The 23546-nt window shown below is 28.6% G+C and carries 24 protein-coding genes; 4 read left to right on the forward strand and 20 right to left on the reverse strand.

Annotation, left to right across the window (positions count from 1 at the left end):
• Positions 1-2 precede the first annotated feature (2 nt).
• The 11 genes from OLM52_RS04705 to OLM52_RS04755 all read right to left on the reverse strand — a co-directional run bounded on the left by OLM52_RS04705 (position 3) and on the right by OLM52_RS04755 (position 10115).
• Positions 3-251, reverse strand: coding sequence for a hypothetical protein (locus OLM52_RS04705; protein ID WP_264549989.1), 249 nt, complete (start codon positions 249-251; stop codon positions 3-5).
• 11 nt (positions 252-262) lie between these two features.
• A complete protein-coding gene (locus OLM52_RS04710) occupies positions 263-769 on the reverse strand; it encodes a hypothetical protein (protein WP_264549990.1) in 507 nt (168 codons plus the stop codon).
• A gap of 1 nt (position 770) precedes the next feature.
• On the reverse strand, positions 771-2552 hold the full coding sequence (locus OLM52_RS04715; protein ID WP_264549991.1) for a hypothetical protein: 1782 nt from the start codon (positions 2550-2552) through the stop codon (positions 771-773).
• 6 nt (positions 2553-2558) lie between these two features.
• Positions 2559-4067, reverse strand: a complete 1509-nt coding sequence (locus OLM52_RS04720; RefSeq protein WP_264549992.1) for a DUF4407 domain-containing protein — start codon at positions 4065-4067, stop codon at positions 2559-2561.
• Positions 4048-5319, reverse strand: coding sequence for a DUF4407 domain-containing protein (locus tag OLM52_RS04725; protein WP_264549993.1), 1272 nt, complete (start codon positions 5317-5319; stop codon positions 4048-4050). Before OLM52_RS04725 ends, OLM52_RS04720 begins: the two co-directional genes overlap by 20 nt.
• A complete protein-coding gene (locus OLM52_RS04730; protein ID WP_264549994.1) occupies positions 5316-5840 on the reverse strand; it encodes a hypothetical protein in 525 nt (174 codons plus the stop codon). Before OLM52_RS04730 ends, OLM52_RS04725 begins: the two co-directional genes overlap by 4 nt.
• A 33-nt stretch (positions 5841-5873) precedes the next feature.
• Positions 5874-6416 carry an SH3 domain-containing protein gene (locus tag OLM52_RS04735; protein ID WP_264549995.1) on the reverse strand — a complete coding sequence of 181 codons (543 nt, stop codon included), beginning with the start codon at positions 6414-6416 and terminating at the stop codon, positions 5874-5876.
• 584 nt (positions 6417-7000) lie between these two features.
• Positions 7001-7438: a hypothetical protein gene (locus OLM52_RS04740; protein WP_264549996.1), complete on the reverse strand. Its 438-nt coding sequence runs from the start codon at positions 7436-7438 to the stop codon at positions 7001-7003.
• A gap of 108 nt (positions 7439-7546) precedes the next feature.
• Positions 7547-8212: a response regulator gene (locus OLM52_RS04745; RefSeq protein ID WP_264549997.1), complete on the reverse strand. Its 666-nt coding sequence runs from the start codon at positions 8210-8212 to the stop codon at positions 7547-7549.
• A gap of 6 nt (positions 8213-8218) precedes the next feature.
• Positions 8219-9862, reverse strand: a complete 1644-nt coding sequence (locus OLM52_RS04750) for a tetratricopeptide repeat protein (protein WP_264549998.1) — start codon at positions 9860-9862, stop codon at positions 8219-8221.
• A 52-nt stretch (positions 9863-9914) separates the two neighbouring features.
• The gene (locus OLM52_RS04755) at positions 9915-10115 is read right to left on the reverse strand and encodes a hypothetical protein (RefSeq protein ID WP_264549999.1); all 201 of its coding nucleotides are present in this window, start codon (positions 10113-10115) and stop codon (positions 9915-9917) included.
• A gap of 331 nt (positions 10116-10446) precedes the next feature.
• Here OLM52_RS04755 and OLM52_RS04760 point away from each other — a divergent pair, with 331 nt between their 5' ends.
• The 4 genes from OLM52_RS04760 to OLM52_RS04775 all read left to right on the forward strand — a co-directional run bounded on the left by OLM52_RS04760 (position 10447) and on the right by OLM52_RS04775 (position 14369).
• Positions 10447-11295 carry an ABC transporter permease gene (locus OLM52_RS04760; protein ID WP_264550000.1) on the forward strand — a complete coding sequence of 283 codons (849 nt, stop codon included), beginning with the start codon at positions 10447-10449 and terminating at the stop codon, positions 11293-11295.
• A gap of 328 nt (positions 11296-11623) precedes the next feature.
• On the forward strand, positions 11624-13393 hold the full coding sequence (locus OLM52_RS04765) for an ice-binding family protein (RefSeq protein ID WP_264550001.1): 1770 nt from the start codon (positions 11624-11626) through the stop codon (positions 13391-13393).
• Positions 13356-14108 carry a hypothetical protein gene (locus tag OLM52_RS04770; RefSeq protein WP_264550002.1) on the forward strand — a complete coding sequence of 251 codons (753 nt, stop codon included), beginning with the start codon at positions 13356-13358 and terminating at the stop codon, positions 14106-14108. Before OLM52_RS04765 ends, OLM52_RS04770 begins: the two co-directional genes overlap by 38 nt.
• 6 nt (positions 14109-14114) lie before the next feature.
• Positions 14115-14369, forward strand: coding sequence for a hypothetical protein (locus OLM52_RS04775; RefSeq protein WP_264550003.1), 255 nt, complete (start codon positions 14115-14117; stop codon positions 14367-14369).
• Positions 14370-14668: 299 nt separating this feature from the next.
• On the opposite strand, the gene OLM52_RS04780 is transcribed toward OLM52_RS04775, so the two are convergent.
• From OLM52_RS04780 to OLM52_RS04820, 9 genes are all read right to left on the reverse strand, one after another.
• Positions 14669-15448 (reverse strand): hypothetical protein, encoded by a 780-nt coding sequence (locus tag OLM52_RS04780; protein ID WP_264550004.1) that lies wholly within the window; start codon positions 15446-15448, stop codon positions 14669-14671.
• Between the two features lie 136 nt (positions 15449-15584).
• The gene (locus OLM52_RS04785) at positions 15585-16097 is read right to left on the reverse strand and encodes a hypothetical protein (protein ID WP_264550005.1); all 513 of its coding nucleotides are present in this window, start codon (positions 16095-16097) and stop codon (positions 15585-15587) included.
• A gap of 135 nt (positions 16098-16232) precedes the next feature.
• Complete coding sequence (locus tag OLM52_RS04790; RefSeq protein WP_264550006.1) at positions 16233-16433, reverse strand: hypothetical protein; 201 nt, start codon at positions 16431-16433, stop codon at positions 16233-16235.
• Positions 16434-16491: 58 nt separating this feature from the next.
• Positions 16492-17109 (reverse strand): hypothetical protein, encoded by a 618-nt coding sequence (locus OLM52_RS04795; RefSeq protein WP_264550007.1) that lies wholly within the window; start codon positions 17107-17109, stop codon positions 16492-16494.
• Between the two features lie 8 nt (positions 17110-17117).
• On the reverse strand, positions 17118-17600 hold the full coding sequence (locus OLM52_RS04800; RefSeq protein ID WP_264550008.1) for a hypothetical protein: 483 nt from the start codon (positions 17598-17600) through the stop codon (positions 17118-17120).
• 4 nt (positions 17601-17604) lie between these two features.
• Complete coding sequence (locus OLM52_RS04805; protein WP_264550009.1) at positions 17605-18318, reverse strand: TIGR04255 family protein; 714 nt, start codon at positions 18316-18318, stop codon at positions 17605-17607.
• Between the two features lie 319 nt (positions 18319-18637).
• The gene (locus OLM52_RS04810) at positions 18638-20317 is read right to left on the reverse strand and encodes a hypothetical protein (protein ID WP_264550010.1); all 1680 of its coding nucleotides are present in this window, start codon (positions 20315-20317) and stop codon (positions 18638-18640) included.
• Positions 20318-20331: 14 nt separating this feature from the next.
• Positions 20332-22293: an McrB family protein gene (locus tag OLM52_RS04815; RefSeq protein WP_264550011.1), complete on the reverse strand. Its 1962-nt coding sequence runs from the start codon at positions 22291-22293 to the stop codon at positions 20332-20334.
• A complete protein-coding gene (locus OLM52_RS04820) occupies positions 22290-23546 on the reverse strand; it encodes a DNA cytosine methyltransferase (RefSeq protein ID WP_264550012.1) in 1257 nt (418 codons plus the stop codon). The genes OLM52_RS04815 and OLM52_RS04820 overlap by 4 nt, the downstream gene beginning before the upstream one ends.

A 23546-nucleotide genomic window follows, 5' to 3' on the forward strand; every position in this document is an offset into this window, starting at 1 on the left:
AATTATCTATAAGATGTTGAAATATAATAACTTGAAGTGTAATCTCTACTTAATGATTCGCTTCCTGCATAATTATCATCTTCAAAAGCTGGAACTGCAGCAGAATCAATATACATAGAACCATCTTCTTCCTGAAAAGATGAATCAACAACTATAGCAGATTCATCAAATTTATAATTTTCTGAATTTTCTGAATTTTCTTTGCATGAGAGAAATACTGTTAATGTAACAATAAATAAATATTTTTTCATAAATATGAAATTTAATGATAAAAAGGGGTTTCAACTACAGGTAAAAACCATCTTAAAAAATGCTCATAAACAGACAAAAGACAATAAACTAGTAATGTTGATAAACTTAATTTAAAAATGAAATAAGAATAATTATTATTTCCCAATTCAATAGAATCTTGTCGTTTACCAAAAGAGAAAATGACTAATTTTTCTGTAATTAAAAAAACAATAGCAGAAAATACAAATGACAAACCAACGTAGATAAGTATTTTTTCCATAACTGCTAAAAATGTATTTTCAGTTGTAGCAGAATATATAAGTACTTCAATTGAATTTTCAATCATTTCTAAAGAGACTTTAAGCATCAAGAAGAAAGGTAACAAAATAGATAAATACCATAAAACCGAACTAGTATTTAAACTTAAATTAGTTGTATTAATATTTCTCTTTTTTGCTAAAATAGAAATTAAATTCAATGCAATAAGTAAAGTTACTATTGCTACAAGAAAAGTAAAAAAAAGACTCTGTTTATTCATATTATTTAGATTTTAAGGATATTCTCCAATAATTAGTATTTGAAATGTCATTCGAAATTATTCCAGGTTTTGCACCCAAAGCTGTAGTTTCCCACAAAATATATTTTTGATTCTTATAATTATAGGATAAACCATTATAGGGCAAGTTAATACCTAAAATGGAATGACCGTAAAACTCACTACTCATTACAGCTACATCATAGTTGTAGTGTGACAAAATGGTATAAAGCAAAAGTGTTCTAGTATCGCAATCCCCTTTTAAATTAGTCATAAATTCAACTGGAGTATTAATTCCAAATCGCTGATTTCCATCACAAAAACCTTCATTATTTAAAAGGTATGTTCTTGTAAAACGGTCGTTGTATAAAGATGGGTCACATCCGTTGGATAAAACTAAAGCATAACGTATGTCTTGAACAAAGGTTACAACCATTTCAGCAAATTGTCTTGTATTCAATTGATTTGATTTTTGAATACTATCAAACATGATATACAAGCTATTTAATTTAGATTTATCATACTCTTTTAAATTATGTATTATCTGATCATAACTTCTTATGTTTTGGTCATTTAAGCCCAAATTGTTTTTAAAAAACGAAGCTTTTCTATAGTCACTCAATTTAATTTGATAGGTTCCTTCATAAACTTTTCCTCTATAATCTTTCCATTGTCTATATCGAGTTATTATACTGTCATTCGTTTCCTGAACTACTAGCGTAGAATCAGTTGGGTTCAAATTATCTGTATCATTATCTATAACTGGTAATGGTTCTACTATAGGTATTGTTTCCCTTGGAACATCTGTACTTGATGGTATTGGAGAAAAATTTCTACCTCCTGCACTATTGCTAAAGTTGTAAATTAATGAACCTATAAATGTAATTAATAATAACGGACCTAAAATCCTAAAAATCCATCTAAGGACTGGTCCTAAAAAAGAAATTAGAGCAATTAAAATGAAGAAGCCTATTAAATATAAAAGTCCTGGAAAAAATTTAATCAATAAAAAGAGTCCAATTATTACCAATAAAACACTAAAAATACTTGAAAAGCAACCGTCTCCAATTGGAGGTGAATTTATCGGTTTATAAATATAGTCACTCCAAATGGTATCATCATGGTGCTTACAACGGTACTCTGTACTAATATAATCTCCTTTTCTGTTGGTTCTACCTGTTGTAACTTTACTTGATTCGCAAACTTTATTATCCGTTATTAAATCATTATTCTCATCTTCGTCTTCATCTCTTCCATTATTTAATTGCTCTTTAATTTCCTCTACTATTTCACTTTCATAGTCAAAAACATACCCAGTTACATAAGCATTAAAAGAACCAAATACTTCATCACCTTCAGTTTGATGTAATTTTCGAATTATTTCAAATTCATAAAGCTTTGGCTCTAACAAATTAATCCCAAATCTTTCACCATCAGAAAACATTTGTACAGGTAACGTCGATGGCAATTTGTCTTTTGGGAAAACATTTCCAGAAATTGAATCAACATTTATTCCTTTAAAATCATTTGGAAATTCAAACGAGTTATTTTTCCTTACATCATCTTTTGACTTACAATTTACTTCAGCTTCATATATTTCGAAATCAAATAAATCTTCATAACTAGAATAACCAACTAATCGAGTTCCTCTATATTTTCCAGAGATAGTTCCTTTTAAATAGGTTTTTCTTGGAGTAAGAATCTCTATAGTTATCTTTACATAGTTTTTTCCGTCTTCACCAACAAAAGACTCAATATTCAAAATATTTTCAATTGTATTTTCCATTGTTGGTTATTCTTCTAAATTATAAATGAAATCTAAAAACTCTTTTTCATTATTTTTAACGACATTGATTGAAGGTCTAATTGTTCTAAATGGAGAATCCAACCAATATTCAAATTTTTCTACATGAGCTAAAGAGTATTCTTTATAAATATCTTCTACTAATATTTTGTATTTCTGTGGATTAATATCTTTTAATTTCTCCAATAAGGGTAATATTCGCTTTAACGATTCTTTATTGTATTCTTTAATTCTTTCTGAAAGAATAATCGAAAACTTTTGTTTTATTATTTCATATTCATCTAAAATGATTTTATGTTCAATTAGCATTCTATGAAAATAATAATCCGAAGTATTATAATCCTGAATTTTACTTTTTAAAATGGTACTTGATAACCAACTAAAATTAGTGGTTTGAATAAGTTGTTCTCTTAATTTAATAAAATCTGAATTATTCCTTTCAATATTAAATAACCTAGCACATAAATCTCTTACTTTGTATTTTGTATAGATTGGAATTAAAAAAATAGAACAAACTAGTATTGTTAAAATCCATGAAAAAGGATTTTTAATTAATAATAATTGAATCGTTTTAACATAAAAATTACTTTTATCAAGAATTGAATTTAAATTTTGATAATTTTCGTTTTTTTCAATAAGGATATTTTTAAAATTAGAGACAAATGCATTAAACATTTTATAGTAACTATTTGAAATATAACTTATTGAAATATTTGCAATAAATTGATTATCTGAAGTTAGTTCATTGTTTAAATTAATCTCTATGTCATTAATTAATAATTCTTTTTCTTGCTGTTCTTTATTATTTAAAAATAATTGTTCATCTAATTGATTAATTCTTCTAATTTTAAACAATGATTCTTTCAAAAATAAGCTATCACTTATAACTTTAGATTCGATAATAGCTATTTTACTTTTTAAATCATGTTCTTCACTTGGATTTGAAAAAAACAATACTTTACTTTTAAATTCATTTAAGGCTTGTAATTCATTTTTTATCAATCCTTTGTTAGTGAGTGAAAACATTTTTACCCTTTCAATGACTTTATGCTTTGCAATATCATCTTGTACACTTTTGGATAACAAAAAAACATTCAGTGGTTGGGCAATAATTATAGCTAATAACATCATAAACCCAATACGTAATAACATTGAAAGATTAAAAAAATTAAAAGAAATAGTTTTTGATTTCTTATTTTTTGTACTTAAAGGAATAATTGGAGGTGATATAGTATGCAATAACAATAAATATAGATTTACTACAATAAATCCCCAAATGATTCCAACTGGTAAACTTATCCAGAAAGCACCATCAAACATGGAATACACAAAAAATGATGCACTAAAAAAGCAACCAATGAAAATAAGTAACACAAAAAAGCCAAGAAACGCAAATCTGTCTCGAATACGTTGATTACACTTTTCAAGTATTAGCATATCTTCACCTGAACAAGTTAATAGAAAGCGAAAAAACTTTTTATGAATTCTTTTCTCCATTATTTATGGTTGAAATATAATTATCTAAATTTTCATCGATTTTTTTCATTTCACGTTCTTTATATTTTTGAACAGCATAATCAGTTAATTCTTTTTGGATTTCTGTAACTTTTATTTTTTCATATATTAATTTTTCAGCTTCATGATTAATAACAAGGTGTCTTTCTACTCCTTCTTTGTCTTTATATTTATCATATTGCACTTCAATACCATAATCTGCTTTAATTAACTCATCTCTATTTTCTGCTAAATAATCATAGGTTGTTTTAGTTAACATTAATTTAAAAAATATTGGGGTTAACTCAATTGCCATAAAAAGTAAAGTAATGAAAAGAGAAATCCAAAAGCCTGCAATTTCATGAGCTTTTTGAATTCTTATTAATAACCCATCTAACGAAGCTCCTTTCTTTTCGGCAATTGCAATATCTTTTTGTTTTTGAAGTTCATAACTTCTTCTGTCTTGCAAGGAGTTCTTATACTCTTGAGTATTTTCTAAGGCTTCTATTTGTGTTTCTAATAAAACTGCTTGTCTTTCTAATTCTTTAGCTCTTGGTCCAAAACCATCTCCATTATTGTTCTTTCCAGTAATTTCTTTAGATATTTCAATTCTTAAATCCGCAACTTGTCTATTTTTTTCATCAATTGTTGTTTGTAACTGTCCTAACTTCACTTTAATTTCCTTCACTTTCGCCTCATAATTTGTATTGGCTTGTGCGATTAACGAATTTTTTTCTTTTTCTTGTTCTTTTTGAACAGCTAAATTAATTTCCGTTTGAAACATTCTTATCTCAATTGGTTTTGAAATAGTAATAGCGATAATCATACCCATCAAAATTCTGGGAATAGCAGTTTTAAATTCTAACCAAGTAATTTCCTCCGTACCATCACCTTTACCTGTACTAGTAACTATAAATCTATCTATATTAAAAATTATCAATCCCCAAATAATACCAAAAACAATTGATAATATTATAGTAGTTGTATCTACTGAAACATTATCAATTGTGTTTACAATTGTTTTAGTTTTATTTATAACATCAGAGGACTTTGGAGAAAAAATAGTATAAAACGCATATCCTCCTGCTAGTCCTGCCATTGCACCTGTGGCAAATACAATACCTCCTAAGCACATATATTTAATTTGGTCTGAGTATGTAGCTCGTTCTAACAAATATTTATCTCCTCCAGCACATTTCCACAGAAATTGCATTATTTTTCCAGCTTTAGGTAATTGATAATAATCGCGTGTCATATAAAGTCGTTTTGAGTGAATGAATTTGTTTTAATCTGTACCTTCTTATTTGGAATAAAAACTTTAGAAGTTTCTATGTGTACATTTTTTGTTGTGATATTTATTTGATTATTAACTAGTTTAGGAATATCTGCAACTGTTAATGAAATATTTAAGTTTGAAAGTTGAGTTTTGAAAGACTCGTTATTTAAAGATTTGTTTGGACTAACTTCTATTACGTAGTGCTTCTTTTGAAACCAACCATAAACAATAAAAGGTATTTCTGAATCAATATTTTTAACATTAAAAATCTTAATCTTATTTTCTAAAGTAATTTTATTATTAATCTTATAGTAGATGGCATTTTTAAAGCGATAATTAATTATTAATAAACTATTTTCAAAAATGACTTCATTATCACTATCAAAATAAAGTTCTTTGAGATGTTTGTCTTTTCTGAATAAAATCAATAGAAAACGTAACGCTATTTTGAAATAGAGTTTAATGTAAATAATGAAATCATTAAGTAAATTACTAACCATTTATAAAGTATTATTATGCTTTCATTCAAATTTTTATCTCAAACTAGTTCTTATATAAAATTGCCAAGAATAAGCTTGACTACTATTTAATGTCTCTGTTCCAATGTAAGGAATAACTCCGGGAGCTGAAGCTCTAAAATCATATTCACCAGGTATTAATTTTATATTCTTTGTTTCATAGGCCGCAAAACGATATACCTCAGTATTCATTTTAAGAGTAAGTGTTTTACTTGTATTATTAAATATTTTTACTTCAGAATCGTAATCAGATGACTTTCCATTTGGAGTAAAAACACTTTGATCACTTTTATTAACTACTTTTCCAATTTTAACATATGACTTATGTACATATCCTTCTCTATCTGTAGCAATGTCAATTACATTGTAATAATCATTTTCTGTTTCAAGTGAAACAATAAAAATTTGAGTATTTGGTTTTAATGAACTAATAATGTTGTCATCAACGCTTGGTTCTTCTCTAAAATTAACTTGTTTCGTAATTGTACCAAGATAGGATTGGCTAAACATTCCGTTTGATACTAAAATTAAAAATAATGAGAGCAGTATTTTTTTCATATTACAAATTTTTATAGTTATTCTTAAACCTCAACCCACACTCCCCATCATAACAATAGCTCTTTTTTGAAGTATTGTAAATGATAGGTGCTTGAAGTTCGTTTTTCATAAATTCTAAATAATTATATATAGTTCTTTCGGACACAGTAATCTTTTCCGCAAAGTCTTTCGGACTTCCCGTAAATTCAACTTGTATCAGTTCGTGAATCTTTATGATAATACGTATATCCAAACTATTTACAATTATAATCTCTTATACTGCAACCAGAATGCAGTCATTCTTAGATTACTATAATTTAATCTTGACAAACATAAAACCAATAAAAATCTATTCCTTACGGAAAACCGTAAACAAACTAAAAAAGTTTTTTTCTAGATTTGAAACAGATTAAACTTTCAAATCTTTAATCTTATCACAATAAGGCTATATGCCGTAGATGAAAATCTTTAGTCCTGCTTCGGTGGGACTTTTTTTGTAATTGTCTTCTCAAAAAAATCATAAATCTGAAATTTTTTGAGTAAAAAAAGCTTCGAATTGTAAAGTTTTACAACACGAAGCTTTATTAGGCTACAGAATAAATTGTTTATTTCTTTTTTTGTAAAATAACAGGTTGTGTTTTTTCTACTTTATTATTTATAGTGGTTTTGATTTCCAAAAACTTAATATCCTCTTCTTTAATGGGTCTAAAGTTTTTGTAGAAAGCCAACCATCCATTAACCGTTAATTCCGTTTTTCCGTTTATAGTGGTTGATTCAAACTTTGGTTCAATTAAAAGATCTGCATTGTTCTCTTTTAATAATTCTCTAACAATTTCATTTTTAGCGTTTTCTAAAGATTCAATGCTTTTCAACTTAATTGTTTTTGAAGTTTTCTGAGGATTTACTTCTAAATCTGCAATAACAGGTTTATGTAGAACACCAGCACCATAAATATCAATTGTTTTTGCTGTACCTGATTTAATAGTATTACAAGAAATAATTGTTGTAGCTAACAGAGATAAAATAAGGATTTTTGTTTTCATTTTTAATATTTTTAAAGTTTATGCACCAAACATAAAACCAATAAAAATCTATTCCTTACGGAAAACCGTAAAGTGATTATTTTTTTTAAAATTAATGGAGAAAAAAATTTAGATGATACCTAAATCTTTGGTGATAGCAATTAAATGAACCGTATTGCTTGCCTTGAAGTAATCTTTGAGTTTTGCCACACGCTTCTCAATAGTACTTTTACTATTGGGTGAAATGTTTAGTTTTTTAAATACCCCTTCCATCTCTTCAACCGAAACACCATTGGCTAAATGCGATAGTAAAGTGATGTCGTAGTGGTCGATTTCTTTACCTGTTTTATCTTGTAAAGTGCTGGCCAAATCAGGTGAAAGAAATGTTTTTCCATAGAGTAACGTTTCAATAGCCGTTTTGAGTTGGCTAATACTATTTCTTCCCTTATGCACAAACGCTCCAATTTTGTGTATTTCAAAAAGCTTTTGAATGGTATACGCTTTATCTTCTACCGAATAAACAATAACCTTAAGTTCTGGATCAATTGTTTTAATGGCCGCTATAAGTTTTTCGCCTGACGAAATTACGACCGTTCTATAATCGGCTACAAACGATAAATCACTAATTAACAAATCAAAAGGCACATGATCTTGTTTTGCTTTTTTGAATTTTAATAACGCTTCATCGCAATATTTAGCATACTGTATTTCTTCAACTCCAAGTGATTCTAGGGTTTGTTTTACGGCTATATTAATACTGTCGAAATCTTCTGCTATTAAAACTTTTTTAAACATATGCTATTATTTTGGAATCTCAATCTTCACTTTAAACCCTTTTCCAGGTGCAGTGTCAAAATTAATGATTCCATGAATAGAAAGAATACGGTTTTCCGCATTTTGGAGTCCGTTTTTTAAATTTAATAAGTTATCTGTTCCAATCCCGTTGTCAGAATAGTTGATTTGCAAAGAGTTCTTGTTGGATTTAATTGAAATACTCGCTAACGAACAATGGCTGTGCTTTTTCATATTAACCATTAATTCTTGAAGCACTCGATAGACAATTACTTTTACCTCCTTCGAAGTTTTTAAATGGTTAAAAGCATCCATATTTACAATTACATTTCGATCAGAAGAATTATAAGTGGCAAGCATAGCTTTTAATTTTTCAAGATATAATTCACCTGTATCGATGTCTTTATTTTCATTTGAAATATTTCTGGTTCGGTGATAAATAGTGTCTAAATTTTCCAACAACGTTTCTTTATTCATTGGCTGTTCTAAATCTTGTGTTTCGGCAAATGCAATCGTGTTGTGAACATCATTTGCTAATTCATCGTGCAATTTTTTTGCTATTCGTGTTTCGGTTAAATAAGCGGTCTCTTTAATCTTTTTACGATTTTTTCGAAGGGTAAACCGATACATTAGAAAAAACAGTAAAATAGAACACAGCAATAAAATAATGTAGAGATACATTTTTGCTTGATATTCTTTTCGCTTGGCTACTTCTTTCTCTGCATCAAATTTAATTTTCGCAAATTGGTTTTTTGCTTTTTGTCGGCTTTTGTTCAAACTGTCGTTTATAGTAAAAAAGTCAGCATAATACTTGTTTTTTAAGGTAACATCGGTTGTGGTTTTATACAATAAATCCAAGGCTTCAAGACGATCATCTGCAATGGACGCCTTCGTAGCAGCGGCATACGCTTTTTGTGCCCATGCATAAGCATCTTCGGGATGACTTGTTTCATAAAAAGCCGCCAAACGCATGTAGGACGAAACAGTTTGCGAATCGTCTTGTTGCTGTTCTCTAATTTTTAATCCCTTCAATAAATAGGATAAGGCATTTGTATCGTTTACATGATATAAATAGTAGCCTTTGTTGTGAAGTACTCGGGCATAATGCAGCGGATTTTGAGCCAAAACTTTATTGTTTTCAATCGAAGATAAAAGCGCAATTGCGGCTTGATAGTTACCCATTTTTGAATACACGTAAGCAATATTGTTTTTTGTAATACAAGCCGTAAGTTCATCAGGATCAATACGAAGCACTTGATGATATACTTTTAAAGCATCTTCAAAATTTGAAAGTTGGGTGTAATTTTGTCCCAATACATTTAAAGCATTCGTTTGATAAGCAACAGAAGTATGTTCATCAAATAAAGCAATGGCACGGGTTGCAGAAATTTCACTGTGGATATAATCGGATTCCGAATGCTCAATATTAGCCATTTGAAGCAAACAATAAGAAGCTCTCTTATTGTTTTCGTTTGCCAAATTAAAATCTAGCGATTTATTATAATAGACATACGCCTCATTTTGCTTATTACTATTGTAAAGTGATTCCGCAATTTTTAAGTGCGCATCTAAAGGCGCGGAAGTCGTTTCTTTAGGTTCACACGAAATAAAAAGGAATACAAAAACAAAACACAATAATTTAGGGAAACTCATTCTTTAAAAATATTTCCCTAAATTATAGAAATAAAATTATAAAGCAATAAAATTATGGTTTTATCGGATTATTTCCTGTTTCGCCTCCAGTTTCGCCCTCTGGAATTGAATCGCCTTCTTTCTGCATCAAGCTATAATCAAATGAGGAATCGTCAAGAGTTACTTTTGAAGTTGGAAGTACATCATTATCTGTTGTACAAGAAGTTACTAAACTACTGATAGCTATAAATGCTATAAATGCATATTTTTTCATTGGTTTAAAATTTAAAAATTGGACATACGTTTGGCCATTCGGAACTATTCCGAAGTCCGTTTTTAGGGTTACTTGAACCCAACTCTTTTTTAAGTACTTGTTTGTTTTGGGAAGTAGAAGTGTGCTACCACAGAACGTTCATTTTATACTTCCCGAATAAAAATTCAGTCCTGTATAGCAACACTTTTTTGAAATCAGTTTTGTACATTTGTTTCAATAGCTAGTTAAAACGAGAACTGATTCTGAAGCAAAGGAATTGCGTTTTTGTGTGAGTGTTGATAAGGAATTCCTGAAATTCCGTTAATTCCAAAAGATTCCTAATTGTTCCGATATGACAACAAGAACTAAAAGTTTAGAAGCCTACAAAAAAGCCATTAGAGCGCAGTATGAAATTGAAAAGCAAGGGAAATATTCTAGTTTTTTAAGTAATCCATCTAGAGCCAAATTGAGACAATTGTGTGAAGAAAGATTAAAAGAAACACATGAAAAGGAAGATCGATTAAGTTTTAATTTGGTTTTTGGTTTTGAGTATGAAGCTGGTAATCGAAACAGACTAAAAAGCCTTACAGATAAATTTAGACCTATAGAAACTTTTTTTAAAGGGGAAACCGATTTAGCAGATACAGAAACAATAAATATTGCCGCTTTACTAGTAGATTATAAGCCTAGACCTTTTCGTGTTTTTGTCGAAAAATCAAAAGGCATAACAGCTTTACAACAAGATGTAACTATTCCTACTAAAGAGGAAGAAACACCAATTGTTAATGATAAAATACCTCAGCCAAAAAATAAATGGAAAAAGAATGTAGGAATAGGTATACTGGCAGTAACAGGATTATTTTCCGTGGGATATACCGCTAAAGATTTAGTTGTAAACGATAAAGAATGCATGCAATGGCAAATAGACCATTACGAATATGTGGATTGCAATACCAACACCATACAAGGATTTTTAGAAATTCCAATTGAACCAGCTGATGAAAATAAAGCAATACTTAAAAAAATAGATGTATCCGAAAAAACTACCTTTTTTGTAAATGACAAACCAGTAATTTGGTACTCTAAAGTGGATGGAATACCAGAATATTTTAACACACACGGCTTCCACCCCATTACAGGAAAACCTCTAAAACCAATCACTAAATACATGATTGATAAGTGGGTGAAAAAAAAGGAGTAATTTGATTATTTCCCAACTCATCATAACTCGAATTAAAACCACAAATAATCCACTACCTTCACTTTCTTAAATTAATGCCTTGTGCCACACCTTTAATATGCTATTTTAATCTAGTCTTTTAGCATTAATTTCTTATGTAGCACTACAAATTCAAATATAATTACCTGAATTTCAATTATTTTCAATAAGAGTAGCTATTTAACACTACCTTTACAACACTTCAAAAGGACAATCTATTTCCTAGCATTAAATAGCTACTCTTATTTTCTAAATAATTAATTTAAAACACATGAAAAATTTAACTTTCAAGTGGTTTGGCAGGGTATTTATGCTTCTATTTTTATACCCTCTAATCCCAGTTTATGCACAATGTACACCTCCAATGGGTACTGCGGCTAATTTTGCAGTTTTTACTACAATTGGCGCAATTAGCAACGTTGGCATAACTTCAATTGATGGAGATATTGGTTCAAATTCTGGAGCAATTTCTGGCTTTGAGTCCTCAACAATCTCTGGAACCGTTTATAATGCGGATAGTGTTACTCAGTCTGCTGCTATGGATTTAGCGGTAGCCTATATCGCATTTCAAAACATAACAGCCACAAATACAACACATGCACCTGCTTTTGGAAGCGGAGAAACCATTTTACCCGGTGTATACAGCATTGGTGGTGCGGGTTCTATTGCGGGTGTGCTTACTTTAGATGGTCAAAATGATCCCAGTGCAAAATTTATTCTAAAATTTGGAGGTGCTTTTACCAGTGGTGCAAGTGCTTCAATACTACTTACTAATGGTGCACAACCTAACAATATTTATTGGATAGTGAACGGTGCAGTATCACTTGCAGCAAATACTTCAATGTCTGGTACCATCATTACAAATGCAGCAATTTCGATTGGAGTTGGTAATTTTTTAAACTGTAAATTGTTTTCTACTGATGGAGCTATAGCAACTTATGAAACAACACTAACTATAAACGGTATAGATAATACCTCCACCCTATATTATGCCGACGCTGACCTTGATGGATATGGCAATGTTACTAGTTCATCTTGCTATATGTTGGCTGGGTATGTTTTAAACCATTCTGATTGTGATGATACAAATATCTTAGTAAATCCCAATGCCATAGAAATATATGGCAACGGAATAGATGATAATTGTAATGGTAGTATTGATTCAGATACAAGCATTTGTGGGGTGTCTACTATATGGAATGGTACTGAATGGAGTAATGGAACGCCAACCTATGAAAAATCGGTCATCTTTTCTGGAGCATACACCTCAACCTCAGATATTTATGCTTGCGCCATTTTAATAACGAATAACGCAACATTAACTTTAAATCATACGCTTTTTATATATGATGCCATTACAATAGACAATGGTAGTTACTGCATAGCAAACAACAACAACAATATTATTCAAATCAATCCTTTAGCCACAAACACGGGGAACTTAATGGTTCATCGAAATACATCTACTATCGTTAGATTAGACCACACGTTATGGTCATCACCCGTTTCTGGACAAAATTTGTATGCTTTTTCTCCCGAAACGCTTACACATCGTTTCTATACGTATGATACCTTAACGAATACGTATCTAAGTTCAACTCTTTCTAATGCCTCTGAATTTTTAGCTGGAAAAGGATATGCCATTAGAGCACCCAATAACCAATCGGCTAATATCCCAGCTGAATGGACGGGCTCTTTTTATGGTGTGCCAAATAATGGAACTATTCCGTTTAATGTTATTCATTCGCCAAGTAATTATTTCAATTTACTAGGAAATCCATATCCTTCTACACTAGATGCCGAACTCTTTGTTAACGATAACGAAGCAACTATAGAAGGTACATTGTATTTCTATGAACATACGCTTACCATGGATGCCAATGGAATATTTCCAACAGGTACAAACTATGCGACTTGGAATGCTACTGGAGGAACCGCAGCCACTGCTGTAGACATTAATCACCCTGATTATCACACGCCATCGGTTATTCCAAACGGTAGCATACAAGTGGGACAAGGCTTTTTTGTAATGGCAAAAAACAATGGAACAGTCAACTTTACCAATACAACGTACCAATAATCAAGACCATCAATTTTTAAAAACACTTACAGAACAACATCATATTTGGTTAAACGTAGCATCCATTGATGACAATGATATCAATCAAATTTTAATTGGATATGTTGAAGGTGCTACTATGGGTTTAGATGTAAATTATGACGGAAAATCATATGGCAATACCGGCAATCATCTTTATTCTATCCTTGGAAATGAGCCACTTGTTATTCAAGGACGCGCGCTACCTTTTAACGCAACAGATGAAGTTCCGCTTGGCTGGTTTTGTGATACCCCTGGAAACTATACGATAAAACTCTCAGATTGGGATGGCATTTTCTTAGGAAATCAAGCGGTATACATAAGAGATAACTATACAGTAACTACAACTAATATCAAAACAACACCCTATATTTTTAACGCTACAGTAGGTACTTTTAACGATCGTTTTGTTGTGGTTTACACCGAAAATCTTAGCGAATTATCACATGATTTAGCCGCTAATTCAGTAATTATTTATCAAAAAAACAATAAATTTCATGTATCAACGCCAAATACGATGATGAAAGATATTAGCGTCTATAATTTATCTGGTCAATTGCTTTATCACCTCAAAAACATCAATTCTAACGCAGTAATTTTGAATAAAATGGGCGTATCTGATCAAGTAGTCGTATTCCATATTATTTTGCAAAATCTGCAACCAATAGCGGTTAAAGTAATCCATAAAACGCCTTAAGACACCATGAAAATATACAACCTACCTTTTTGGATACTTTTAAGTATTCTTCTTTCAACAACAACTATTGTTGCACAATCTAACAATTCAGAACCAACTGATTTTGGATCCACTGGCGAAACAGGAAATAATCCTGATGATACGCCCGCAGCACCCATCAATATATATTTAATTGTTTTAGGGATAGCAGGGATTAGTTATGCGTTTTTCATTCAACGAAACTTCTCAAAAACAAACAGTTGTACAAATAACAAAGAATAACGGCATACATAAATTGGATGGTTAGTACACCTATTCGTAGGTAAACTATTCAAAAAAGAGCATTAAAAAAGTTTAAAAAAACACTAGCAATTGAAACATCAATTCGCTAGTGTTTTTTGTTTTAGATTAAAGAAAATCGCAATCCCTTTAAAACTTTTCGGTTCTAAAGCATCTTCTTGTAGTATCAAGTAACACTAATCTTCTCCAACTTATCCTACTTAACAGCTAATACGGCAAATAATGCGCTACTAACAAGGCAATCCCGATAAAGCCACAATTAAAATACCAAAGACAAAACCTTAAATCTTAGTCTCTTCTTGAACAACTAAAACGGTTAAATGCTTTTTATCATCAAAATACTTCAGCACTTTTAAATTCCCATCCGCATCTTTTTCTTCAACACGCATCCCTCCTGCTACATGTGAGATTGTAATACCATAATTAAAGCCGGTACCAGAGTAATAATAATAAGTGGTTGTATGAGGACCTTTGATAATTTCTTTATATTGTTTAACATACCCTTTCGTATTACTATACGATGACTTGGTTACAATCACTTCATCATTTTTATACACATTAGCATACTTATCTAACCCTATCAATTGGCCAGCTTCATTATAGGTTTTGGTTTGAGTTGGATTGTTTTTTAAATCATATTCCCATTCCATTCGTAAAAAGTAAACACCCGTTTCTTTAATTCTATTCAAAAGCTGGGTATTATTTCCTTTGGCATCATAAATGCGCTTTTGACCATTTAGGGTATCACCATGATGAATTTGATAATATTCGGTTTGTTGTTTCTGGTCATTAAACTTATAAACGATTTTATTTAGGGTATCCCCTTTTTGATTCACCGTTGCTGAAATATACAACTGATCCGTATCAACTAAATCTACCGAATAGGTTTTGTCCTTAGTTGATGTATTGCCAGCAATTGCATTAGCGATATTATTTTCTGAAGAAATTACTGCTTTTAAACTATCCAAATACGTAACCAATACATTCTTTTTAATCGTATCCTTTTTATTGATTTCATAAGCCGTAATCGTACGCTTAAAATGTGGCTTTGTCTGACTCAAAGCAAATAGTGGAAAAAGGAGAATAAGAAAGAGGATTTTGTGGTGCATGGGAAAGTAGATTATTTTTTAGATTTTGTACAAATATTTTAAAAAATTTGAATAGTTCAAGTAAAAAGAGCAAAATACACTCAAAAAATCAACGAATAGTTACTTTTGAAGCAATTAAGTCCTCAATTTCTTGTTTCGTTATACCATAAATGCCTAAAATTTCTTTCGCCTTATTTACATTACGTTTTAATCTTTTTCCCGCGTGAAAAACAGCAAACTCTAAATTATTAAAACGCAACTCTTCAAGTGTAAAACCTTTTTGTTCTAATTGTAGTAAATGCCAGTCAGTATAATTAATAGGTAATTTAATACTTCTTAAAATACTATCATCTTCAAAAAAAGTAGTTTGAGCCGTAACTTTAGTAACTCCCATTTGCAATTGATCATCCGTAACAACACATTCAAAAAAAACACCTTTCCACGTTTTTACCATATCATAAAAGTAATGAAAATCAAAAGTGGCTTTTGCAGTATGCACCGTTTTACAAGGCAATTCTAATTTGATACCTGGAATAACTAGGGTAAGTAAATCATCTGTAATGGTAAGCTCTAAAACGGTATAAGTCTTCTTTTTATACATAGTGGCAAGTGCCTTCTGCATCTTAGTTAACTCCGTTTTTAATTTTGATCTGCAAATGGTAAAGGAAGATTGGTGCATATTCTGAAAATTATATACTAGTAATAACTGAACTTTTTTAAAATTAGTATTTAAAAATAGTTCTTAAATTAATTAAATTTAAAGCTGCATATATTGAAATCCATTATTATTAGCTATGGTAAGCAAGGGCTGAATGGTATTAGAAAATTTTTCTTTTTCAAATGCATCAATATTGGAAAAAATAGTCAAAAACTCATCCATATACTTACTCTTAGAATTATGATGCTTGTTGATTTCAAAAGCTAACTTTTGTATATCATAAAATTTATCAAAATGCATGTTATAACAAGTAGCGCTTTAAGGCAATAATACAAAAATTTCAGGAATAGTGATCCTATTATTTTAAACAATAATGCTCTTCTTCAATAACAGAATTAGAAAGTATTTCTTCTTTAGCGAATTTCTTTAAAAAATCTCTCGTTTCTTTTTTAAGTTTTCTTTTTGTTGAATTGCTAATTGAAGTATCTGTAGCATCCCAATATTTACCTTCAGTGTTGATATACCACATTATTGAAAAATGCCAAAAGTTTGAAATTGTTGGAGTATGGCTGATAAAGCAAGTTGCTTTGAACTCATCGCCATCATATTCGACCACTACATTATCTATTTTTTCGACCAGTATTGACCAGAATCTTCTGTTATTTACAATATTAAAATCTTGAATATATATAGGAGAAGTTGAATTGTGATTTGGGACACAATATTGAATAAGGTGAGAATTTATAACATTAAAATAAATATCATTTTCTGTAAAAACACCAAACAAAGATGTAGATAAGTCAGGTAATTGTTTTTCACCACCACTAGCTATGATATAGTCTTTTAGGAAACCTAAATCATCTAAAACACCTTGTGTTTCATCAACAACAAAATGTCTAATTAAACATTTATCCTCAAGACCTGTTTCAATATTTTTATAGTTTGTTTTAGGAAGAAGTTTTACAGGGTATACCATCAATAAAATTATAAATAACTTTTGATTTTTTTTATTGAATCATTAATATTACCAGAATAGCTTTTTAGTTTTACATCATTTTTAAATGCCGTAAACAATACCTCTTCATCTTCAATATAAAATTCAAAAAATGAAACAAAATCATCTTTTTTGAAAGTGAAAAGCAAACTATCTTCAGTAGTAAACTCAAAATCGATATTGTCAGGATTTAAGGAAACAAGGGAATTAGAAATATTATTAAATGCTTTTTTAATTTCTTGATTATCAAATTTATTATAATCTACCAATGCTTTTAGTGTATCAAATTTTTGGCTTAACTTAATTAAGTACCTTTGATTTTTATTCATTGAAATAATAAAAGGAGTAGATTCAAAGACCTCTACTGATATAAAACCATTTGAAAAACGAGGAACTCTGTTATATCTTGGTTCTATATGACTTCTATGAATAGCTGTCTGATTTTGTATTTCTACACATTCTGCTGTTTGCATAAATCTAGTATTGAGGATTTAATAATTTAATAAAATCTTCTCTTAATATATTAAAAAATATTTCTTTTTCGTAGGTATGGCTTTTACTAATTGAGTCGAAGATATTATCAATTTCTTCTATTTTTAAATTTAAATTATCTTTAACAATATCAATATCAATTAAAGAAACCTTAATAACTTCATTTTTGTTAGATTTGTTATTAAATGGTATCTGATTTCTAATAGTTAATATAGCTAATGAATCTTTATAATTGAATTCAGTATTAAATGAATAAGAATTTGATATAATTTCTGGAAAACCAAATTTAAATTCAAACTTCATGTTTTCTTTTAAATCTATACCAGGATATTCGCTTATGTATCTTAAACCAATTTTGGTAATAATTATGTTAGAGTTTAAATTTAAAAAAGAAAAGACATTCTTAATTTCAGGAAAAAATATAGACCAACTTTCATATTTTTCATTACAATTGATTACTAATTTATTTTCTGAAAAAACAAACTTAATATTTTCATTATAAAACAATATTTTTTTTGTAGTTAAATCCTCTGTTGACGAATTTTCACTACTTATTTCGATATTTTTGTATTGACCATTTTTTAAAACATTGTTATAAAAATCGCCAAACAAAATCTCAAAAGGTTCATTGTAATCTATAAAAACCTCTATAATAGAATTTTTTAATCTATTAGGGTTAATACTACTAGGTATATCCATTTAATTTTAAATCTGATATAAATTTACAAAATATAAATTTCTTTTACCGCAAAAGTAATTAAAATTAACTAATATTTATTAAATTAAAAAGACTTAATAAACTAATCATTTAAAACAGAGTCATTAAATCTATAACGTAAAAATTAAAAAAAATATTATTTAAATTGTGAAGAACAATTAAACCTTATTCTAATTTGGTTTAAATAATATTGGCTTTTCTTAGATAATTATATTTTTTATAGATTATAAAAACAATGATTGTTATGTAAAAGTTAGTAGGTTGAAATACAATTGTTGGCTCATAGTGTATTGTTTTAAATTATTCTAGTTTTTCAATCTTTTTAAAGTGTTTTAGGATTTCTTCTATTTCATTATCATCATTATGTTTTGCAAGGAGTAACCTATTGTCTATTGTGCAAAAGCATTTACCATTGAGTTTTTTAAAGTTTTCTTCTACAAATAACTCATATTCGTGTGGAGCTTTAGTGCATTCATAAAATTCAAAACCACAATCTTCATTATTATTGAAAAATTTCAAAAAGTGTTTTCTAAACCTACTTTTAACATCATCTCTAAAAACAATAATTTCACTTTCATTAAAGTTTGTATATGCTTTTAAAACATATAGAAAATTGATTTTATATTGATGCACAAATAATGTATCTCTATCGAACAAACGGTCTTCAAAATGATATGATGGTACTGGACTTCCTTTTTTTGTTATTGAATGTGAATCGTAATTATTAATATCATCAATGTAACCATAAATGAAGAAGTTAGGCGAAATATTATAACCTTCCGTTATTTTATCTCTGTATCTTAATTTACCTAAGTGTTGTTGACCCTTGTTGTTTAGTAAGTCAATATTGAATTGTATCACGTTTTTAGCATAAGTAAATTGTTTGTATTTTGACACTTTACCTGCTAGGCTATCTGATTTGTAGTATTTAGAATCTCCAATATAAAAAATATTACTTGTGTCTATTAATGATTTATAATCATAAATATGGTCAATGATTTTACCATCATCGTTGTTTTTTAATTTGTCTATCGTAATACCATCAACTTCAAGTGTATTTAATTTATCAGAGAATAATTTATCTACCATATCCTCAAAAACGAGGTTGTAATTACTTATAGCCAAAAAGTCTTCTCTTTTTCTTTTAATACTGCTTTTATCAAATTGAGAAAAATACAACTCACATAAAACATACATTTTCTTTAAGGTATCATTAAAGTAACGATGTTTTATTTTTCTAAGTTTAGCTGAACCATTATTACATAAAGTTTCAAATTGTTTACCTGTAATGAAATTGAATGATTTATCAATTTTTAGGTTTAAATTATGCTCCGTATTTAAATGATTTAGGATTGAGAAAAAGTATGTTAGTAATTCTTCTTCAGTATTTATTATTTTCTTCTTATTGGTAATTTCAACGTAAATAGGTGTTTTACCATTAGCTAGAATTGGTAATGAATTTCTGATTGTTTTTTCCCATTTAGGCTTTTTTGCTTGGTTTGATACAAACTCTATGTGTTTGAATAAAATTTGTTGTTTATTCTTTTTATAGAAGTTAACAAAGCTTAATAGTAAATCTAGAAAAGAATATTCTTTATCTCCTAAATTTGTGTTTAGCTCAAATGTTTCCGTATTGTGAATTATAGAAGTATTAGTATATCTCTTTTTAAATTCGGTTAAACTATTGTAAAAATGTACTGATAATTGACGTACCCAATTGTATTGCGTTTTATGTTTAATGGATTCATTTACAATTAAGTTAACTAATTCATCTTTTGTACAATCAAAAACCGTTTTTTTGTCTTCTGCCATAAAAACTTTAGGCAGCATAAATACTAAACTATTTTTCTCAAATGAATGGTAATACCCTACAGACGTAATTGTTCCCTCCAAACCGTTTTGTTTATAAAACTTTGGATCATCAAATACTTCTCGAAGTAAATCTATTGGATATATTTCGTTCTCTATTAGGATTTTCATTCCTTTAAGTTAATTTATTGTTTTTTATTTATTGTAACATCTAGTGTATTTAGAATTTTAATTACTGCTTCTTTACCTTTGTCGTCGATTGGAAAGAACTTTTCATAAGCCAAGCCTTTAAAAATGATACTATCTTCATCTTTAAACACATCATTCCATAAATAGAAAATAACTTTATTTATAAATGACTTTAACGAAATGTGATTGTCTACTAAATCAGGTTTTATGAAATAATTACCCAAACATTTATCCATACCTAGTGACTCATTATCCATAATATGATTCAAATTTATTTTTTCAATAAATTCTATCCATTCGAAAGATGTTTCTTCATCAATTTCTACAATAAATTTAAATGATAAGTTATCATCATCTTTGTTTTTTTCATTTTTATAAATTATCGGAATATATTCCCAATCCCATCTTCTTTTAAATGCACTATCCATTGGAAATAAAGATTGGTCTGAGGTATTCATAGTGGCATAAATTGTCAAATTAGAAGGTAGTTTTAAACCATTAATTATTCCTTTCTTATTAGTAAGTACGTTTTCAAGATATAGCCTCAATTCTGTGGATGGTGAAACATTATAATTACTTGTTCTGTCTAATAGCTGAAAAATATCTCCAAAAATTTCAGCACAATTACCTCTATTTATCTCTTCAATTATTAAGTAATAATGATTTTTTTCATCATTCCAAGCTCTTTCATAAATATTTATAAATACTTGAGGTACAAATTCATATTTAATTTCTCCTTTTTGATCTGTTTTGGGTTTATATCCTCCTATAAAACTCGAATGATCGTATTCTGGATGAAATGTTACTCTTTCATAAAAATGAGAATCTAAGTTTTGTATTTCTTGATCTACTTTATGTGATTTTCCAGTACCTGGAGCACCATAATAAATTATTTGTTCAAGTTTTTTTAAAGGTGAAGTAGATGTTATCTTTGTTAGTTTAATAAGTTTAAACTCCTTTTCATCCTTTATAATTTTTAGAGTACCATCAGAAATTTTACTTAAAAAATTATTAAAATTTCCCAAAGTTAAACCTCTATTATTACTTTCATTCCATTGAGAGGTAAAGTAGCAATTAGGTTTATTCAAAATGGTTAATTCTTCGTTTATAAATCTCAGTGTTCCACTAGATTTAAGGCTTTCTCCATTTTGAATATTATCAAAAATACCAATCAAAATTTCAAAACCAAAATATTCAGGCAATGACAATCCCTTATATTCTCTATTTTCAATTTTAGCATCTTTAATTTCATATCCAAAAAGAACCTTATTTTCCCCATAGTTATCAATTAAATAATCAAAAGAACTTTTTAAGATGGCTCTTAAGTTTTTATTTTCTAATAATATTATTTCGTTACTTACAGAATTTTCAACACTAAAATTGTTGTAATCTTTTGATATTAAATCTTTAAGATTTTTATCTTTACTCAAATAATAAGCTAAATCAGCTAAATAAGAATGAGAAACATTAACTACTTTAGATAAATTTAGAACTGAGGATACAAAAAAATCACCTCTATCTATTGTTTTACTTCCAAACCACCATTCATAATTCGTTAGAAATAATTTAAAATAATTTAAATCGACTTCATTATCCAATTTAGATTTTAATAATATATCTATCTCTTCATTTGTAGAACTATTTCTTAAATTTTTAATGATTTCGTCAGAAAAGTTTAGCTCATTAATTATTTCCTTGTATTTCCACAAAGAATTTAAAAAATCATAAAAAAATGAAGCAATATAAAACCATTGATTTGGAAAAATTATTTTTAAATCTTTTGGAGTAGTAACTACAGAGGTAAATTTCTGATATTCAATTTTGTCTTTAGAATTAGATAATAAAAAATTTGAAAATTCATTTTTAAAAGAATCTGATAAAATTAATTCTTTATTATCATAATTTTTTATTTTTTCTCTAACTTCTAATCCTAATCTATTTAAGTCGTTTAATATCATAATAATTGTTCTTTTATTTCATTAAAAACTACTTGTATAACAGGAACAGAGACACTGTTTCCAAATTGTTTATATGCTTGAGTATCTGAAACTGGAATAACAAAATTATTTGGATAACCTTGTAAATTTGCCGCTTCTCTAGGTGTTAGTTTTCTTGGATTTGCATCTTTTTGCTCAATTAAAATTTCACTCCCATCTTTATAGTATCTTGCAGAAATAGTACTTGTGTAAGCTGAGTTTTTGGTAAAAGATGAAAATCCAAAACCATTACCTTTTTCTTTATGTTCCTTCCTTCTCCTTAAATGTCCTGCATACAATCTGTCAGAAATAGTATATTTTGCATCAGGATTTTTAATTAAAATATCTCCAACTTTAGTAGATTTAATTTTGTATAAATTATCCTTTTCAAAAATTATATTATTTTCAGAATCTATACCTAAAGGGAATTTGAACGTTTTATTTTTATTTTTTAGCCAAGCAACAATGAAAATTCGTTCACGATTTTGTGGAACACCAAAATTTTTTGAATTTAAAATTTCAGTTTTTACTTCATATCCAAGATTATTAAGAGTTTTTATAATTGTTTTTAGAGTATTTCCTTTATCATGATTTTTTAATCCTTTAACATTCTCTAAGAATATTACATCTATTGGATTTTTATTTTCAATTCTTCTATTTATGATATCTGCGACATCAAAAAACAAAGTTCCTCTTATATCTTCAAATCCTTTCTTTAATCCTGCATGAGAAAAAGGTTGACAAGGGAATCCTCCACAAAGAACATTGAAATCATTGGGTATGAATGATTTTGTACTTTCTTTAGTAATATCTCCAAAAGGTGTTTCACCAAAATTAGCTCTATATGTTTTTTTAGCATTCTCATCCCATTCACTGGTGAAAACACATTTGCCGCCTAAGTTTTGTAATGCTAATCTAAAACCACCAATTCCTGCAAATAAATCGATAAATTTAAATTTGTAATCTTTTGGCATTGGAAAAGGTACATTTTCAACTTCAAATAATAATTGTTGTAAAGCTACATCACTGACTAAATTTAAATCTTCATCTTGATTTAAGTATTCTATGATTTGATTTAAGTATTCTAGTGCTTCTTTTTCATAATGTTTTTTAATACCATTATGATAATTGTGAAGATAATGAGTTAGCACAGCTTTTCTATTATCATCTTCCTCTACAAAGCGAATTTTAAATTTTTTCCCATCAAATTCATCAATCGTTATTTTCTCTTTCAT

The sequence above is a fragment of the Flavobacterium sp. N2820 genome (assembly GCF_025947285.1).
Lineage (GTDB): Bacteria > Bacteroidota > Bacteroidia > Flavobacteriales > Flavobacteriaceae > Flavobacterium.

Coding starts and splice junctions, on each gene's coding strand:
- OLM52_RS04705 (WP_264549989.1), bottom strand. CDS start 251: ATGAAAAAATATTTATTTATTGTTACATTAACAGTATTTCTCTCATGC.
- OLM52_RS04710 (WP_264549990.1), bottom strand. CDS start 769: ATGAATAAACAGAGTCTTTTTTTTACTTTTCTTGTAGCAATAGTAACT.
- OLM52_RS04715 (WP_264549991.1), bottom strand. CDS start 2,552: ATGGAAAATACAATTGAAAATATTTTGAATATTGAGTCTTTTGTTGGT.
- OLM52_RS04720 (WP_264549992.1), bottom strand. CDS start 4,067: ATGGAGAAAAGAATTCATAAAAAGTTTTTTCGCTTTCTATTAACTTGT.
- OLM52_RS04725 (WP_264549993.1), bottom strand. CDS start 5,319: ATGACACGCGATTATTATCAATTACCTAAAGCTGGAAAAATAATGCAA.
- OLM52_RS04730 (WP_264549994.1), bottom strand. CDS start 5,840: ATGGTTAGTAATTTACTTAATGATTTCATTATTTACATTAAACTCTAT.
- OLM52_RS04735 (WP_264549995.1), bottom strand. CDS start 6,416: ATGAAAAAAATACTGCTCTCATTATTTTTAATTTTAGTATCAAACGGA.
- OLM52_RS04740 (WP_264549996.1), bottom strand. CDS start 7,438: ATGAAAACAAAAATCCTTATTTTATCTCTGTTAGCTACAACAATTATT.
- OLM52_RS04745 (WP_264549997.1), bottom strand. CDS start 8,212: ATGTTTAAAAAAGTTTTAATAGCAGAAGATTTCGACAGTATTAATATA.
- OLM52_RS04750 (WP_264549998.1), bottom strand. CDS start 9,862: ATGAGTTTCCCTAAATTATTGTGTTTTGTTTTTGTATTCCTTTTTATT.
- OLM52_RS04755 (WP_264549999.1), bottom strand. CDS start 10,115: ATGAAAAAATATGCATTTATAGCATTTATAGCTATCAGTAGTTTAGTA.
- OLM52_RS04760 (WP_264550000.1), top strand. CDS start 10,447: ATGACAACAAGAACTAAAAGTTTAGAAGCCTACAAAAAAGCCATTAGA.
- OLM52_RS04765 (WP_264550001.1), top strand. CDS start 11,624: ATGCTTCTATTTTTATACCCTCTAATCCCAGTTTATGCACAATGTACA.
- OLM52_RS04770 (WP_264550002.1), top strand. CDS start 13,356: ATGGAACAGTCAACTTTACCAATACAACGTACCAATAATCAAGACCAT.
- OLM52_RS04775 (WP_264550003.1), top strand. CDS start 14,115: ATGAAAATATACAACCTACCTTTTTGGATACTTTTAAGTATTCTTCTT.
- OLM52_RS04785 (WP_264550005.1), bottom strand. CDS start 16,097: ATGCAGAAGGCACTTGCCACTATGTATAAAAAGAAGACTTATACCGTT.
- OLM52_RS04790 (WP_264550006.1), bottom strand. CDS start 16,433: ATGCATTTTGATAAATTTTATGATATACAAAAGTTAGCTTTTGAAATC.
- OLM52_RS04795 (WP_264550007.1), bottom strand. CDS start 17,109: ATGGTATACCCTGTAAAACTTCTTCCTAAAACAAACTATAAAAATATT.
- OLM52_RS04800 (WP_264550008.1), bottom strand. CDS start 17,600: ATGCAAACAGCAGAATGTGTAGAAATACAAAATCAGACAGCTATTCAT.
- OLM52_RS04805 (WP_264550009.1), bottom strand. CDS start 18,318: ATGGATATACCTAGTAGTATTAACCCTAATAGATTAAAAAATTCTATT.
- OLM52_RS04810 (WP_264550010.1), bottom strand. CDS start 20,317: ATGAAAATCCTAATAGAGAACGAAATATATCCAATAGATTTACTTCGA.
- OLM52_RS04815 (WP_264550011.1), bottom strand. CDS start 22,293: ATGATATTAAACGACTTAAATAGATTAGGATTAGAAGTTAGAGAAAAA.
- OLM52_RS04820 (WP_264550012.1), bottom strand. CDS start 23,546: ATGAAAGAGAAAATAACGATTGATGAATTTGATGGGAAAAAATTTAAA.